14 protein-coding genes and 2 pseudogenes are annotated in these 15882 nt (G+C 69.6%); 9 read left to right on the top strand and 7 right to left on the bottom strand.

The annotated features are described in order from the left end of the window. Positions 1 to 146 precede the first annotated feature (146 nt). From AB0959_RS06145 to AB0959_RS06125, 5 genes and pseudogenes are all read right to left on the bottom strand, one after another. Positions 147 to 1016 (bottom strand): annotated as a pseudogene (locus AB0959_RS06145) (alpha/beta hydrolase). Positions 1017 to 1116: 100 nt separating this feature from the next. Continuing rightward, positions 1117 to 1818, bottom strand: coding sequence for an SDR family oxidoreductase (locus AB0959_RS06140; RefSeq protein ID WP_366825090.1), 702 nt, complete (start codon positions 1816 to 1818; stop codon positions 1117 to 1119). An 86-nt stretch (positions 1819 to 1904) separates the two neighbouring features. After that, positions 1905 to 3083 carry a hypothetical protein gene (locus tag AB0959_RS06135; protein ID WP_366825089.1) on the bottom strand — a complete coding sequence of 393 codons (1179 nt, stop codon included), beginning with the start codon at positions 3081 to 3083 and terminating at the stop codon, positions 1905 to 1907. Then, entirely contained in the window at positions 3076 to 3534 is a 459-nt protein-coding gene (locus AB0959_RS06130; protein ID WP_366825088.1) for a DUF6114 domain-containing protein, read from the bottom strand. Before AB0959_RS06130 ends, AB0959_RS06135 begins: the two co-directional genes overlap by 8 nt. Before the next feature lie 56 nt (positions 3535 to 3590). Continuing rightward, on the bottom strand, positions 3591 to 4205 hold the full coding sequence (locus AB0959_RS06125) for a DUF6230 family protein (RefSeq protein ID WP_366825085.1): 615 nt from the start codon (positions 4203 to 4205) through the stop codon (positions 3591 to 3593). Between the two features lie 191 nt (positions 4206 to 4396). Here AB0959_RS06125 and AB0959_RS06120 point away from each other — a divergent pair, with 191 nt between their 5' ends. From AB0959_RS06120 to AB0959_RS06105, 4 genes are all read left to right on the top strand, one after another. After that, complete coding sequence (locus tag AB0959_RS06120; protein ID WP_366825084.1) at positions 4397 to 5089, top strand: MerR family transcriptional regulator; 693 nt, start codon at positions 4397 to 4399, stop codon at positions 5087 to 5089. A gap of 541 nt (positions 5090 to 5630) precedes the next feature. Continuing rightward, positions 5631 to 6761 carry a 4Fe-4S binding protein gene (locus tag AB0959_RS06115; RefSeq protein ID WP_366825083.1) on the top strand — a complete coding sequence of 377 codons (1131 nt, stop codon included), beginning with the start codon at positions 5631 to 5633 and terminating at the stop codon, positions 6759 to 6761. Continuing rightward, positions 6758 to 8056: a DUF3533 domain-containing protein gene (locus AB0959_RS06110; protein WP_366825082.1), complete on the top strand. Its 1299-nt coding sequence runs from the start codon at positions 6758 to 6760 to the stop codon at positions 8054 to 8056. Before AB0959_RS06115 ends, AB0959_RS06110 begins: the two co-directional genes overlap by 4 nt. A gap of 193 nt (positions 8057 to 8249) precedes the next feature. Beyond that, positions 8250 to 8819: a TetR/AcrR family transcriptional regulator gene (locus AB0959_RS06105; protein ID WP_366825081.1), complete on the top strand. Its 570-nt coding sequence runs from the start codon at positions 8250 to 8252 to the stop codon at positions 8817 to 8819. 321 nt (positions 8820 to 9140) lie between these two features. On the opposite strand, the gene AB0959_RS06100 is transcribed toward AB0959_RS06105, so the two are convergent. Further along, entirely contained in the window at positions 9141 to 9371 is a 231-nt protein-coding gene (locus AB0959_RS06100) for a helix-turn-helix domain-containing protein (protein ID WP_366825080.1), read from the bottom strand. 92 nt (positions 9372 to 9463) lie between these two features. On the opposite strand from AB0959_RS06100, the gene AB0959_RS06095 reads away from it, so the two are divergent. From AB0959_RS06095 to AB0959_RS06085, 3 genes and pseudogenes are all read left to right on the top strand, one after another. Beyond that, a complete protein-coding gene (locus tag AB0959_RS06095; RefSeq protein ID WP_366825232.1) occupies positions 9464 to 10279 on the top strand; it encodes an oxidoreductase in 816 nt (271 codons plus the stop codon). A gap of 68 nt (positions 10280 to 10347) precedes the next feature. Then, the gene (locus AB0959_RS06090; protein WP_366825079.1) at positions 10348 to 11325 is read left to right on the top strand and encodes an NmrA family NAD(P)-binding protein; all 978 of its coding nucleotides are present in this window, start codon (positions 10348 to 10350) and stop codon (positions 11323 to 11325) included. Positions 11326 to 11445: 120 nt separating this feature from the next. After that, a pseudogene (locus AB0959_RS06085) lies at positions 11446 to 11998 on the top strand (transposase); the annotation flags it as partial. A 262-nt stretch (positions 11999 to 12260) separates the two neighbouring features. Here AB0959_RS06085 and AB0959_RS06080 read toward each other — a convergent pair. Next, the gene (locus tag AB0959_RS06080) at positions 12261 to 13136 is read right to left on the bottom strand and encodes an undecaprenyl-diphosphate phosphatase (RefSeq protein ID WP_366825078.1); all 876 of its coding nucleotides are present in this window, start codon (positions 13134 to 13136) and stop codon (positions 12261 to 12263) included. Positions 13137 to 13572: 436 nt separating this feature from the next. Here AB0959_RS06080 and AB0959_RS06075 point away from each other — a divergent pair, with 436 nt between their 5' ends. Next, the gene (locus AB0959_RS06075) at positions 13573 to 14817 is read left to right on the top strand and encodes a Gfo/Idh/MocA family oxidoreductase (protein ID WP_366825077.1); all 1245 of its coding nucleotides are present in this window, start codon (positions 13573 to 13575) and stop codon (positions 14815 to 14817) included. Further along, on the top strand, positions 14814 to 15749 hold the full coding sequence (locus tag AB0959_RS06070) for a PmoA family protein (protein WP_366825076.1): 936 nt from the start codon (positions 14814 to 14816) through the stop codon (positions 15747 to 15749). Before AB0959_RS06075 ends, AB0959_RS06070 begins: the two co-directional genes overlap by 4 nt. Positions 15750 to 15882 lie beyond the last annotated feature (133 nt).

Below are 15882 nucleotides of genomic sequence, written 5' to 3'. Positions count from 1 at the left end.
TGAGCCGGAACATCTCCCATTCGATCGACATCACCGCCAAGTGCCGGTCCGTCGCCCACCACGACGCCGCCGCGCGACGTCGTGGAGTCGAACTTCATCCCGCTCCACCCCGAACGGAACGGGGGCGGCCACGGCACTGTGCAACGTCACGCCACCGCGTTCAACAGGTCGGCCACCACCTCCGGCCTCTCCAGCGCGATGAAGTGGTTCGCTCCCGGCACCTGTGTGAAATCGGCGGCCGGCAGTAGCTTCTTGTTGGCTTCCCGGTCCGAGGGCCGGGACCAGTCGTTCTCCCCGTAGACGAGATGGACGGGGGCCTTGACCTCGGGGTAGCGCGAGCGGGCCGCGATGAGGCTGGGCATGTTCCGGTACAGAGCACGGGCCACGGTCGGGAAGCCGGGACGCCTGCCTGACTGGAGGAGCTCGTTCAGGTAGTCCTCCCGAAAGGCGCCCTTGTCGCCCACGCCGCCCTGCAGGATTCTGCGCAGGACGGGCTTGGGCTCCTGCTGGGCGATCACCGGGCCCACCCCCGGAGCGATAATCCCGCCGATCACCACACGAGCGAGGACACTGGACCGGGCGATTCCGTCTCGGTAGTCGTCCGCGACGACGCGCCGCACCCGTTCCGGCAGCTCGGCGGCGGTGGTCAGGGCGAGCACCCCGCCCAACGACTCCCCGACCAATGTCACGTCGTGGAGGTCGAGTTCGGTCAGCAGCCGTTCGACGCCCGCGCGCAGCGCCGGCTCGTCGTACGACGCGCCGGGCACGATCTCGGAGTGGCCCATCCCCGGCAGGTCGAGGGCGTAAACGGTGTGCTGGTGCGAGATCATCGGCATGAGGAAGCGGAAGTGCTCGGCCTACGTGCGCAGAGTGTGCAGCAGGACCAGAGGAGCGCCGGTGCCCGCCTTGAGGTAGCGCAGCGTTCCCTCGTGGCCGTGGTGTCCCGCGCGCGGGGCGATGGTGTGGCTGGTGGTCTCCGGAATATGGATCGTGGGACGTGACTCGTGGTCGGGCATGTCGCCGTTTCCTTCTGTGTGACCTTACGGATGAGGGATTCGGATACGGTCGGGCAGGCGGGGGTGACACGCGGCCACGTCCCTCGCTGTGGTCCGCGGCCTACTTGGTCAGCTGGGGGTACAGGCCGGTGAGGTGGCCGGCGAGGCCGGCCTTGACCTGGTGGGAGATATCGTCGGCGAGGACCTCGTGGGCGCCGGTCTCGATGCCGTCGAGGGCGAGGGCGGCGACGGTGCGGGGGTCGGCCTTGAGTGCGTCAACGCCGGCCGCCAGGTCCGTGTCCACGTAACCCACGTGGAGCCCGGTGACACCGATGCCACGCGGCTCAAGCTCCAGGCGCAGGGAGTTGGTCTGCGACCACAGGGCGGCCTTCGAGGCGCTGTAGGAGCCGCCGAGCGCGATCCAGGACAGCACGGAGTGCACGTTCAGGAGGTGCCCGCCGCCGTTGGCCTCGATGACCGGCACGAAGGCCCGGGCGAGCAGCAGCGGGCCGTAGAAGTTGGTCTCGAACTCCCGGCGCACGTCCTCGACCGGGGAGGTGAGGAAGGACGCGCCGACCGACGCGCCGGCGTTGTTGATCAGCACCGTGACATCCTGCGCCTGCGCCGCGGCCGCCGCCACGGAAGCCGGGTCGGTGACCTCCAGCGCCACCGGGACCGCGTCCGGGTGCGTCACCGTGCGCGGGTCGCGGGCCGTGGCGTAGACCTTGCCGGCACCGCGCGCGTACAGCTCCTCCACCAGGGCTTTTCCTATGCCGCGGCTGCCGCCGGTGACGAAGACGTGTGCGCCCTTCAAAGTGGTCATGACTGTCTCCACAGAATGAGAAACCGATCGGTTTCCACCAAGGTAAAACGATCGGTTTCCAGGCGCAAGCCCTCAGGGCCCCGGATTCACCGGGGCGTTCCGTACCCGTGGATCCCTGGGATGACGAGCTGTCCACCTGTCTGTCCGGCCTGGTCGATGTCGGCGTCGTCCAAACCGAGTTGGAGCTTGAGGTCGAGTTTCCCGATGGTGTCGTAGAGCCACTCCGGGACGGTGTCGGGAGTGAGGTGGAGGCGGAGGGCCGGCGGCAGGGGGAGGCCTTCGACGCCGGAGAGGGTGCCCCTCAGGCTCTCGACGTACATGGTGATGCGGTCGCCTCGCAGCGTGGACGTCGAGCCGGGCGCTCCGTCGATGTGCTGGATCTGCGGACCGACGGGTACGCCCATCTTCAGGTCGCGGATCGTGACGGCCTCCGCGGAGAACTTGAGCACCCGTTTGGGCCCGGCGGCCGTGTCCACGGTCACCACGCCGCCGAAGACAAGGTCACGCAGTTCGAGGCGGCTCCCCTTCATGTTCCAGGACTCGGCGGCGAAACGGCCGGCACTCTGGTCCTCGGGGGCCTTGAGGCCGCTGATGTCGCAGGTGCGGGCGCCTGAGCGGGTTGACTCCGCGGACCCCGGTGGGGGCGACGGGGCGGTGGTCCGGTGGCTGGGGGTGGGTGATGCGTGAGGCGTCGCCGGTGGCGTGTCGGACGGTTCCGTGGCCTTGGGTGTCGGAGCCGTCGGGCTTGGCGAGGGGCTCGTGTCGGGTGCCGGATTCTGCTGTCCGGTGCCGCCCAAGAGGGAGCCCAGGATGCCGCCGAGGCCGCTGGAGGCGGCACTCGCGCTCGGCGAGGGGGCCGGAGCGGACGTCGGAGTCGGCACGGGTGCTGCTCCCTTGTCGGCCACGTGATCCGGCGGCTTGACGGAAGTGTCTCCGGTGGGGGCGCCGGGCGCGCTGGAAGCAGTGGACGGAGTGGGCGTCGCGGTAGGGGACGCCGTGTCGTCGGGACGAGCGCAGTCGACACCGCCGCCGGACCCCTCGTCGGGAACGGAGTGAGCCACGGTGGCACTTGTGTCAGCGGCGGCCAGGCGTTGGCATCCCAGGACAAGGGCGGTCGGCAGCGCGGTCAGCGCGAGAGCCTTCCCGAGTGGCAGGCGCAGGCGGGTCAGCGCCGACGTACGGGGAACGGCGTGGCGGCCTCTCGGAGGCCGGACGAAGCGGGGTTCTGCGGCCTCGCCGCGGATGTCGGGTGACTGGTCAGCCATGGCCCGCCTCTCCCTCCGAGCCGCCGGTGCCGCCGGGTGTGCCCTCGTCCGCCGGACCCCAGGCCAGGGCGAGCAGTCCGCCCGTGGCCGCGAACAGTGTGCCGAAGAGGAATCCGCCGAAATTGGAGATGGGCAGTGACAGCACGCCGAGGAAGATGGCGACGCATCCGGCGAAGAACCTGATGACCGGCTGGAACCACAGGAGTCCACCGAGGACGATCAGCGTCAGGCCGATGACCAGGGATCCGGCTCCCCCGGTGGTGGACATCGCCACGGACAGGGCGCCCAGGGAGAGGTTGAAGTACGGGAAGTAGATGATCGGCGCGGCGGCGAGGAGCACCAGCAGGCCCGCCCAGAAGGGGCGGGTGCGCCGCCAGGACCGGAAGTCACGGCGAGCGCGGGCGAGGCCGCCGTCACTGTAGGGGTGCGCGGGCGCGTCGGCACTCGTCATGTGGCAGCTCCCAGATTGTGAGGGGGGAAGGTGTCTGTGGGGGAGGGGGAGTGAGGTCAGAAGCAGTCGTGGCGGCCGGCCGCGATGTTCATGTGCAGGCCTGACAGTTCGAACGTGCCCGCGGTCGTGGCCCAGACCCTCTGATGGGCGTCGATGATCTCGACCTTGTCCGCCTGCTGGGCGTAGCCGTTGGGATCGACCTTGTCCTTCGGATTGACCTGACCCTTGGTCATGGAACCGGTGGCGACACCGATGTCGACGTTGGTGAAGGTGCCCTTCTTGGCCTTGAGGTCGGTCATGTCGATGTACAGGGCCTTGGCCTTGACCGGCGTGCCCGACCCGCCGGCCTTCAGCGTCATCGTGTAGGTCCCGAGGACGGGAATGTCCACCGGCACGGACTGGCACATGTCGGTGATCCTCGCGTCCTTGATGGACGAGACGGAGACGGGCACATGCTTGCCGTTCTTGGCGACGTCCACCGTGGCGTAGTTGCCGAATCCGGTGCCGCTCAACCTCCCGGCCGAGACCTTGAAGTCGGAACCGGAGATGCTGAACGAAGCGGCCAGCGCGCCCTGGGCCATGGAGACGGCGACCGCCGCAGTGGCGGCCACCGTCGGCACCGCGCCGACGGCGAATCGCTTCCAATGGGTCTTGCCGATGCGCTGGGACATGGTGGGGTTCTCCGTTGTCGAGGCGTGTGTCGAGCCGTACGAGGCGAGTCGAGGCCGGGTGCGAAAAGAGGGCACACCGAAGAGGCACTCGATAGCTCCGCTACCGAGTGCCTGATAGTGGCACTATCGGACTGGGTGGGGCAACCCTCGGTAACGCGATACTGGAGGGGCAGTTGAGCGTGAGGGAGCGCATGAGGATTTCAGAGCTCAGTCGGCGGTCCGGGGTGCCGGTGGCGACCATCAAGTACTACCGGCGGGAGGGGCTGCTCCCCGAGGGGCGCGTACTGAACCCGACCACGGTTGAGTACGACGAGGAGCACGTCCAGCGGCTGCGTCTGATCCGTTCCCTCATCCAGCTCGGTGGGCTGTCCGTAGCCCGCACCCGGGAAGTTCTTGAAGCCGTCGAGCAGCCGCTGGGCGCGTTCGAGACCCTGGCGGTCGTCCATCACGCCCTGCCCGTCCCTTCCGCGGAGGCGAGCAGGAAGGACGGCGAGGGCCACGAGGGTGCAGCCGACGAGGTGGCATCCAGCGGAGCCAGGGCCAGGGTCGAGGCGCTCATCGAGAGCATGGGCTGGCGGATCTCCGACGCGTCACCGCACCGCCCGGCACTCGCCGAGAGTCTCGCGGCGCTCAGCCGCCTCGGCACCGAGTACACCGCCGACGACCTCGTCCCCTACGCGCGGCTCGCCACCTCGACTGCGGACCTGGACTTCGCGCAGCTCGAAGGGATCGAGGACCAGATCGCCCTCGCCGAACGGGCGGTGGTCCTCAGCGTGCTGTTCGAGCCGGTCGTCAGGCTGCTGCGGCGCCTGGCCCAGGAGGACGCGAACCATCGTCGCCACGATCGCCATGCGTACGGGCGGTGGGAGCGGCCGGCGAAGTGAGTTCCCGGTGAGGTGCCGACCGGTCACCGGCACGCTGCCCGCAGCCGGCCCATCCTCGGCGCCGTACGCTGTGGGCAGCTTGTCGGGCGGTTCGGTCCCGCGTCAGACCCCGAGGGCATCGCGCTGTCGGTGTGGGGAACGGCTCACCGCTTGGTGTCCCTCGTGGTGCCGAGAACGAGCCACCGCGGCTGGTGATCGCCGCCTGCTGCGAGCGGGCGCTGGTTGTGGGGCTCGCGGGGTGACGTGATCCCGGACCGGAAAGTGCGCGGCGCGATGCCCCGGCGCGGCAAGGCGCGGCACAGGGGATCGGCGCCCCGCAGAAGCGGCCCCTCTGGTGGACACCGGGGTTGGACGCCCTGTCGCTGGTCGGCCCGGACGACGGGAAGTACCAGCTGTGGGGCGCACCTCGGAGAGGTGATGGGCAGGCGGAAGTCGGCCCGCAGTTCGGGCTTGCGTGAAAAAACCGATCAGTTTACGGTGTGACACTGATCGGTTTCTCGCCGTGGAGGCGAGTCACGAACCCGCATCCCCAGGAGTCCGGATGACTGCCGCGCGCGACGCCGAGGGGCAACCGGCGGCCCCGGTTCCCAGGCTTCCGGCGAAGCTGGCCGCCCACCCGTCGGTACAGGCCGTACTCGCCCGGCGCGGGGCCGGTGACGCGGGGAAGCCGCCGGCGGTGATCGACGCCGCCTGGCTGCGCGAGCTGTGTCTGACGGCCGGCGCGGACGACGCCGCCGCGGTCAGCCTGGACCACCCCGACCTGGCCGGAGAACGCGAGCACGCCCGGTCCGCGCTGCCCGGCACCCGCACCCTGATCGCGATGGCGGTCCGGATGAACCGCGACAACTGCCGCTCCCCGGCCCGCAGCGTGGCCAACCAGGAGTTCCACCAGGCCGACGAACAGGCCAACCACGCCGCCCGCAGCGTCACCCAGGCACTGCAGGACGCCGGCTACCGTGCGCTCAATCCGTCCGTCGGCTTCCCTCAGGAGATGGACCGCTTCCCCAGTGAGCGGATCTGGGTGGTGGCGCACAAGACGGTCGCGGTGGCCGCCGGACTCGGCGTGATGGGCCTGCACCGCAACGTCATCCATCCGAGGTTCGGCAGCTTCGTCCTGCTGGTCACCGTCCTGGTGGACGCGGAGGTGAGCGCGTACGGGCAGGCGCTGGACTACAACCCCTGCATCGACTGCAAGTTGTGCGTCGCCGCCTGCCCGGTCGGCGCCATCGCCAAGGACGGCGCCTTCGACGCGCCGGCCTGCACCACGCACAACTACCGCGAGTTCATGAGCGGGTTCACCGACTGGGCGCAGACCCTGGCCGACAGCGAGGACGCCGCCGACTACCGCTTGCGGGTCACCGATTCCGAGAACGCCTCCATGTGGCAGAGCCTGAGCTCGCCCCCCGGCTACAAGTCCGGCTACTGCGTGGCCGTCTGCCCCGCCGGCGAGGACGTCCTCGGCCCGTACCTGGACGACCGCAAGAGCTTCATGGACACCGTGCTGCGACCGCTCCAGGACAAGAAGGAAACCCTGTACGTCCTGCCGGGCTCACACGCCCAGGAGTACGCCCAGCGCCGTTTCCCCCACAAGCCCGTCAAGGAAGTCACCGGCGGCTGGCATCCCCCGGCGAAACGCTCCGCGTCCACCGACCGAGAGAAACGTACGTCATGAGTGGCATTCATCCCTTCCGCGTCCTGCGCGCCAAGCCTCTGTGGATCGCGAACGGCGTCATCACGGGCGTACTCGCGCTGCTGTTCGCCGTGTTCTACGTAGGCGCCAACATCGACCCGGCCGACCACCTGACCAAGCTGCCCGTCGGCCTGGTCGACGCCGACAAGGGAGCCGCCGTCGGCGGCGAGCGGGTCGACCTCGGGGCCCGGATCGCCGAGTCGATCGAGAAGTCGACTGCGAGCGGGGACAAGATCGACTGGAAGATGCTGGACGAGAAGGAGATGAGGGAGGAGCTCGGCAAGGGCAAGCTGTTCGGCGCGCTCGTCGTCCCGGCCGACTTCACCTCCTCCGTCCTCGGTCTTGCCGACACCGCGGACACCACGACCCCGGCCCGCCCGACGCTGACGGTGCTGACCAACCAGTCCGCCGGCAGCATAGGCTCCGGCCTCGCCAGGACCGCGACGACCCAGGCGGCCGAGAACGCCTCCCTCCAGGTGGGCAAGGACCTCACCGCGCGGACCGGCGCCCAGCAGGCAAAGCTGCCTGCCGCGGCACGCCTCCTGCTCGCCGACCCGGCTGCCGTCACGGTCGAGGACGGCCACCCCCTCGACTCACACAGCGGCCTGGGCATGACGGCGTTCTACTACGCGCTCACCCTCGTGGTCGTCGGCATGCTCTCCGCCAACGTCCTCAGCGGCCAGGTCGACCACGCCCTCGGCTACACCCACAACGACATGGGCCCCCTGCGCCTGCACCGCCCGCTGATCCGGGCGACCCGGGTCCAGACCCTCGTCATCAGTACCACGCTCATGGCCGGACTGTCCCTGCTGATGGGGACCCTGGTCATGGTCGGCGCGGTCGGCGTCATGGGCATGGACGCCTCCCACCTGCCACTGCTGTGGCTGTATTCGGTGTGCGCCGTCGCGGTCGCCGGGATTGGCGCGCTCACTCTCCTGGCGGTCTTCGGCACACCCGGCATGCTGGTGGTCACGCTGGTCTTCATCGGGATGGCGGTGCCGACGGCCGGGGCCACCACCCCCATCGAGGCGCTGCCCGGCTTCTACCGCTTCCTCGCGGAGTTCGAGCCCCTGCGGCAGATCACCGGCGGTGTCCGCTCGATCCTCTACTACGACGCCCAGGGCGATGCCGGCCTGACCCGGGGGTGGGTCATGATGGCCGCCGGCCTGCTCGCGGCCGCGCTGTTCGGCTTCGGCGTGCTGGGGTGGTACGACCGCAAGGGGCTGCACCGCATCCCGGCGGAGCCAGAGCCCGAGAAGACCGCCGCAGCGGCGTAACGGCAGGTCACCCAGAGGCGGGCCATTACTCGGAGTGGCCCCGGTGTGTCGCCCTGTTGGGGACGACAGGCGCGCACCCCATCATGGCTCGGCGACGGCCCATCCCCCCCCCAGGCCGTCGCCAAGCCTCTCCCCGGGACCTCCGGGAAACCGATCGGTTTTCATTTCGTCTGCTTCGGGTTAACCTCGCGGTATGACCACCGAAGTGAAACTGAGCCCCAGGGAGCGCCTGCTGGAGGCGGCGGCCACGCTCACCTACCAACAAGGCGTCAACATCGGCGTCGAGGCGCTGTGCAAGGCGGCGGGAGTGTCGAAGCGCTCCATGTACCAGTTGTTCGAGAGCAAGGACGAACTCCTGGCAGTGAGCCTGAAGGAGCGCGCCTCCGCCTACGTGGCGACTCTCCTGCCTGCGGCTGACGACAACCGGTCGCCCCGCGAGCGGATTCTGCACGTCTTCGAGCAGGTGGAATCGCAGGCAGGGACGCCTGAGTTCCGGGGCTGCCGATACCTGGCCGTGCAGATCGAACTCAAGGACCAGAGCCACCCCGCGAGCCGGGTGGCCCATCAGGTCAAAGCCAACCTGACCGCCTTCTTCCGTATCGAGGCCGAACAGGGCGGGGCGGGCGATCCCGACCTGCTGGCGCGGCAGCTCAGCCTCGTCTTCGACGGCGCCAGCGCCCGCGCGGGCATCGGAGCCGACAAACTTACCGGGCTCGTCCCACCAACCGTGGCCACCTTGCTCGACGCGGCAGGCGTGCACTGACACAGCGCCTTTCGGAGCGCACCCTCACCGCCCGGCACCCCGGGAATCCCGTTGGCCGTCAGGGTGTTTCCCGGCATGCCGCAGGCGAAGAAGCTCGTGGTCTTGGTCTTGTCGGCATCGACGCCCAGCGCCAGGTGCACGGTTTCCCAGATTCTCATCCACCCGGCCCGGACGGCCTCGCCGATCAGGTCGTTGCCTTGCGCCGCGGCGGCGTATCCCTGCATCTGCATCAGGAGAACTTCGGGGTGCGTCGAGATCAGCTGCGCATAGGCGTCCGCCATCACCTGCCAGGCCCGCTCACGCCCGCTCACCGCCCTCCACTCAATCGGTCGCCCGCTCGAAAGCCAGGCGGGTGTCCTCCGCGCTCCGCACCAGAGCGGCGACGAAGGTCGCCCTCTTGTCCGGAAAAGGCCGGAAGAGATACGGCTGCGTGACACCGACCCGCTTGGCGATCGCCGCGGTGGAGGTGCCGCGGTAGCCGGCGATCGCGAATTCGGCGATCGCCGCGTGAATGACGTCCTCACGCCGCTCCAGCGCACTGATCCTGCCCATGGCGTCATCCTTCCGCTTGAGGTTGCACGCTAAAACCGATCGGTTTACTGTAGCGGAAACCGATCGGTTTCGAATGAGTGCGGGAGTCCATGATGACGACAGATCGGCCGGTGGCCCTCGTGACGGGCGCCTCGTCCGGCATCGGGAAGGAGACCGCGCTCGCCCTGGTCGCAGCGGGTTTCGACGTGGTCGGCACCGGCCGCGACACCTCACGCGTCACCCCGCTCGGCGGAGTGACGTTCCTCGACCTCGACGTGGTCAGCGAGGCCTCGGTCACCGCCGCGGTGCAGGAGGTGATCGAGCGGTTCGGGCGGATTGACGTCCTGGTCAACAACGCCGGCGTCGGCTCGATGGGCGCCGCCGAGGAAACCTCCCTCGCGCAGACCCAGGGCGTGTTCGACACCAACGTCTTCGGGGTCATGCGCATGGTGAACGCGGTCCTGCCGCACATGCGCGCTCAGCGACGTGGGCGCATCATCAACATCTCGTCCGTGCTCGGGTTCCTGCCCCAGCCCTATATGGCCGCCTACGCCGCCTCCAAGCACGCGATCGAGGGCTACACCGAGTCCCTGGACCACGAGGTCCGTGACCACGGCGTCCGGGCCCTCATCGTCGAACCCGCCTACACCAGGACCGGGTTCGAGGCTAACAGCGCGAAGCCCCACACCCCCCTGCACGTGTACGCGAAGCAGCGGCAGACGGTCGACCGCGTGATGGCGGAGGCGGTCAGGAACGGCGACGCCCCCGCCGTCGTCGCCAAGGCGATCGTCGCAGCGGCGACCGACACCAGGCCGAAGCCGCGCTACACCGCCGGCCCCCTGGCCGGACGCGCACGCCTCCTGCGCCGACTCGCCCCCGCCGGGGTCTTCGACCAGCAGATCCGCAAGATGAACAAGCTGGCCGGCTGACACACGACAGCCACACCCCCGTGGATTCCGAACAGCTGACCCACCCCCACCAGACAGAGGACACCTTGATGCCAGAGCGCCATCCCATCCTGATCACCGGTGCCGCCGGCGAGATCGGCGGTGTGAGCCGCACGATGGTCGACATGCTGCTCGAAGAAGGGCACCCGGTACGGGCGTTCGTGCGCACCGACGACGAACGCGCGCACGCACTCCGCCAGGCCGGCGCCGAGGTCTTCGTCGGTGACCTCCTCACCATCGCCGACGTGACCGCCGCACTGAAGGGCGTGCGGCGCATCTACTTCAGCATGAGCCTCTCGCCGTACTACACCGACGCCGTCAGCCTGATGGCCGCGGCGGCTCGGGCTAAGGGCGACATCGAGGTGTTCGTCAACATCTCCGAGTACGAGCAGTCGTTCATGACGTTCGAGAAGATGACCGCGCCGGAGGAAGAGCGACGCGCGTGGCTCGGCGGGCTCATCGCCGACTGGTCGCCGCAGCAGCGCGCCCACTGGGTCGCCGAGCGGGTGCTGGAGTGGTCCGGCCTTCCGACCGTCAACATCCGTGGCGCCATGTTCGTCGAGAACCCGCTGATGACTTGGCTGGCACTGGAGCCGCTGAGCCGGGGTGAACTGCGTCTGCCCTTCGGCGACCACCGGCTCGCGCCCATCGCGGGTTACGACGTGGCGGAACTGTGCGTGAAGATCCTCACCGACCCCGAGCCGCACATCTCCAAGTCCTACGACCTCAACGGCCCGGAGCTGAAGGACATGCGCGGCTTCGCGGAGGACTACGCGGCCGTGCTGGGACGCCCGGTCACCTACGTCCCCGAAGACGTGGAAACCTGGAACGCGACCTACGTCGACCCCGCCCTGGCCGCGCTCCCGCACACCGCGGAGCACCTGAAGACCCTGACCCGGCTGATGGGCGGCGGCGGGTATCGCGGCACCACCGACCAGCTTCAAACCCTGCTCGGACGCCCGCCGAAGACCGTGCGGTGGGCGCTCGAGAACCACCCGCGCATCCGGAAACTGGCGACTCTTCTATGACATTGATCGCCTCCTGTTGGCCTGGACACGCGGGGGCGGAGCCGCCCCAGCGGGAGCGCTAAGCGAGACGGCGAGGGTTACGACCGCGTCGGCGCTCCGTACCGTCCTGAGAACCCCCGGGGGGTCTCGAAGTCTGCGGCCGACCGCATCCTCGATCACCTGGCGCCCTTGCTGGCCATCTCGCCGGCGCGTCGGCCGCGCAAAGACACCGTCTACAGCGTCGACGGCACCCTGGTGCCCACCCGTGATCGCAGTGTGTCCGCGTCCAGCAAGAACTATCGGTACTCGACGAATTTGCAGGTCGTGATCGACGCCAACAGCCGCCCGGTGGTGGCGATCGGCCTGCCGCTGCCCGGCAGCCGCAACGACTGCCGGGCGTTCACCGAGTCCGGCGTCGACCGGGCCTGCCGCGGCGCACCGACCATCGCCGACGGCGGATACCAGGGCACCGGCCTGCTCATCCCGCACCGCAAACGACGAGGTCAGAGCCACCTCAGCCCACAGCAGGAAGCGGAGAATGCCGTTCACCGCCGGGCGCGAGCCCGGGTGGAACACGCCCTGTCGCGGTTGAAGAACTGGAAGATCCTTCGGGACTGCCGGCTCAAGGGCCACGGCGTTCACCAGGCCATGCTGGGCATCGCCCGGCTCCACAAACCTGGCCCTCAGCGGATAACTCACGCCTCATACGGGACAACCTCTAGGCCGGGAATGAACCTCAGCTGATCCGCTCCACCCTCTGTACGGAAGGGCCCGCAAGGCTTGCCGTGCGGGCCCTTCCCTGTCATCCCTTGCTTTGCGGACGCACACGCCCTAGGGGGAGTGCGTCCCGCCTCCCCGGTGGGAGATGAGTGGGAGACAAGTGGGAGATGATCATGGCGTGGTGCTGCAATCAGGCGCTAGGGAATGCTAGACAGCGCTACCTGTGCGGCCCCGGGTCAGCCCGACGACTCGGCCGCGTGCGGGCTCAGCGCACCCATGCTGACCAGCACAATGATGACTACCCCGAGGGCGATGCGGTACCAGACGAACGGCATGAACGACTTCGTGGAGATGAACTTCATGAACCACGCGATCACCGCGTAGCCGACCACGAACGCGATGATCGTGGCGAAGATCGTCGGGCCCCAGGAGACGTGGCCGCCCTCCATCGCGTCCTTGAGCTCGTACCCGCCGGAAGCGAGCACCGCGGGGATGGCGAGCAGGAAGGAGTAGCGGGCCGCGGCCTCGCGCTTGTAACCCATGAGCAGGCCGCCGCTGATCGTGGCGCCGGAGCGGGAGACGCCCGGGATGAGGGCCATGGCCTGGCAGATGCCGTAGATCAGGCCGTCCCGCACGGTCAGCTGGTCCAGTGTCTTGCGCTGCTTGGGCGCCCGGTGCTTCCCACCCGCCTCGTCGCGTGCCGCCAGCCGGTCGGCTACGCCCAGGACGATGCCCATCACGATCAGCATCGTGGCGGTGATGCGCAGATCGCGGAACGGCCCCTCGATCTGGTCCTTGAGCGTCACGCCGAGCACGCCGATCGGGATCGAGCCGATGATCACCAGCCAGCCCATCTGTGCGTCGTGGTCGCCGCGCATCTCCTTGTTCACCAGCGAGCGGGACCACGCCGAGATGATGTTCACGATGTCCTTGCGGAAGTAGATCAGCACGGCGGCTTCCGTGCCGATCTGCGTGATCGCCGTGAAGGCGGCACCGGGGTCCTCCCAGCCGGAGAACGCAGCGGTGAGGCGCAGGTGCGCGCTCGAGGAGATGGGGAGGAACTCCGTCAGCCCCTGGACGAGTCCGAGGATGAGGGATTCAAACCAAGACATGGAGGTAGGTGGTCCAAGCGCTGCTCGTGGGAGGGCCGATGGACACGCCGTGGCCGCGGGGCGGGCTTCTCACGGGTGTTGAGGGGCAGCGTAGCGTCCCCCGATGACAGGCTTGCCACAGGGTCCCCAAGCAGGCGCACCCGCCCCGGCTCGCCCCCGCGTGCGTGGCAACTCGCCCTCGCGTGCCCGGCAGAGCGGGGCGGGCCGGGCCGGGACCGTGGCCCGGAAACGGGTCGGGTGAGGCAGTGGTGGTGGGAGGGTGGGGGCGAGGCCGTCCGTGGTGTCGACCGGCCCGGGGCGTCGGCGGTGTTGACCGGTCACTATGTCGACACATACGTTGCAGCCGGAGGGGAAAGCGCTTGCTGCCCCCGGCCCGTCCGGAGCCAGGCGCTGGCCCGCGTCTGACGTCCCGTCCGATGGAGTGCTGATCAGGTCCATGCCCACACCCAGCAACGCCCAGAGCCCCGACCACGTCCAGAACCCGGACCCGAGTGCGGCCCCGGACAGCCCGGGCCGCCCCTCGAAGCCGCTGAACGGCCGCCGTGTCCGGGCCGCGATCATCGGCACCGGTGCCATCGCCCGCGGGTCCCACCTGCCCGCGCTCGCCCGGCTCGCCGAGGAGGGCGAGACGGAGGTGGTCGCCGCGGTCGACATCGACGCCGACGCGGTGAAGGCGTTCTGCGAAGCGGGTGGCGTTCCGCACGCGTACACCGACCTGGACCGGATGCTGGCGGAACAGCGGCCCGACCTGGTGAGCATCTGCACCCCGCCGACGCTGCACCGCGATCAGACCGTGGCCGCGCTGCGGGCCGGCGCCTGGGTGTGGTGCGAGAAGCCGCCCGTGCCCACGCTCGCGGACTTCGACGCGGTGGAGGCGGAGGAGGGCACCGACGGCGGACCGTACGCCTCGATCGTCTTCCAGCACCGTTTCGGCTCGGGATCGCGGCACGTACGGCGGCTGATCGCCGAGCAGGCCATGGGGCGCCCGCTGGTGGCGCACTGCCAGACGACCTGGTACCGCGACGCCGCCTACTACGCCGTGCCCTGGCGCGGCCGCTGGCAGAGCGAGGGCGGCGGGCCCGCGATGGGACACGGCATCCACCAGATGGACCTCCTGCTCGACCTGCTCGGGCCGTGGAGCGAGGTGCGGGCCATGGCCGGACGGCTGGTCCACGACGTGGAGACCGAGGACGTCTCCACCGCCCTCGTGCGCTTCGAGAACGGTGCGATGGCCACCATCGTGAACAGCGTGCTCAGCCCCGACGAGGTCAGCCGTATCCGCATCGACTGCGAGCGGGCCACCGTCGAACTGACCCACCTGTACGGCCACAGCAACGACAACTGGCGCGTCACCGCCGCCCCGGGCGTCCCGAAGGCCGAGGCGGCGGCCTGGCAGGACTTCGGCGCGGACGTGCCGAGCTCGCACCTGGAGCAGCTGCGGGACCTGGTCGCCTCGATGCGCGCGGGGGAGCGGCCGCGCAGCAGCGGCGCCGACGGCCGGACCAGCCTGGAACTGATCACCGCGATCTACAAGTCGGCGTTCACGGACACCACCGTGCGGGCCGGCGAGATCGGGCCCGGCGACCCGTACTACACCGCCATGCACGGAGGCGCCGCCGGCTGGGCACCCGTGGTGACACCGGCGTCGCAGGCCGCCCCGAGCGAGGAGATCCCGGCATGACGTTCCACGAGGGACTGCGCATCGTCCACGCCCACGGCGACCGCATCACGGTCACCGAACCCACCACCGGCGTCGAGCTCTTCGCTTACGTCTACAAGCCGGAGGCGGCCTGGGAGGCGCCGAAGCCGTACCTGCACCCGATCAGGACCCTGGCGGGCGACGTCGTCACCGACTACCGGCCCAACGACCACCGCTGGCACAAGGGTCTGCAGATGACGGCCTCGCACCTGTCCGGCCAGAACCTGTGGGGCGGCAACAGCTACGTCCACGGCGAGGGGTACCTCGAACTCCCGGAGCGGGTGGGATCGATGGCCCACGCCGGCTTCGACGAGGTGACCTCGGACGGCACCCGCGTCGTGATCGCCGAGCGGCTCACCTGGCACCCGTACACCGGGGAGCTGTGGGCCGACGAGGAGCGCCGGATCGAGGTGCACGACGTCGATCCGGGGTCGGGCTCCTGGGCGCTGACCTGGACGAGCGCCGTCACCAACCGACGGGACGAGCCGCTGCGCTTCGGCAGCCCGACCACCGCCGGACGCGAGATGGCCGGCTACACGGGCCTGTTCTGGCGCGGTCCGCGGGCCTTCCGGGACGGACGGATCATCGGGCCGGACTCCGAGGGACCCGAGCTGATGGGCGGGCAGGCGCCCTGGCTCGCCTACTCGGGGGAGCACGACGTCACCGACGGGCACGCCACGCTCGTCTTCGCCCACGCCCCCGAGAACGACCACGCGGGCGACGGGGGCACCCACCCCGCCCACTGGTTCGTCCGCAACGAACCCTTCGCCGCCGTCGCCCCCTCCTGGGCCTTCTTCGAGGAGCTGGAGCTCGCTCCCGGCGACACGCTCACCCGCCGCTACCGGGTCGTGGTGGCCGACGGGGCCTGGGAGCGGGAGGAGATCGCCAAGTACCTGGAGGAGCACCCGTGGTGAGCCTCAGCGACGAGCACAAGGAGGACGGGAGGTGAGCCCCGTGGAGTTCTCGGGACTGCCGGGAGCCGTCGCCGTCTCGCACCTGTCCGTCTACGACTGGCCCGCGGCGGACGGGGTGTGCGGCGGAACTCCC

This window comes from Streptomyces sp. NPDC046862 (assembly GCF_040704615.1).
Taxonomy (GTDB): domain Bacteria; phylum Actinomycetota; class Actinomycetes; order Streptomycetales; family Streptomycetaceae; genus Streptomyces.
This window is presented reverse-complemented; position numbering and strand designations above follow the sequence as displayed.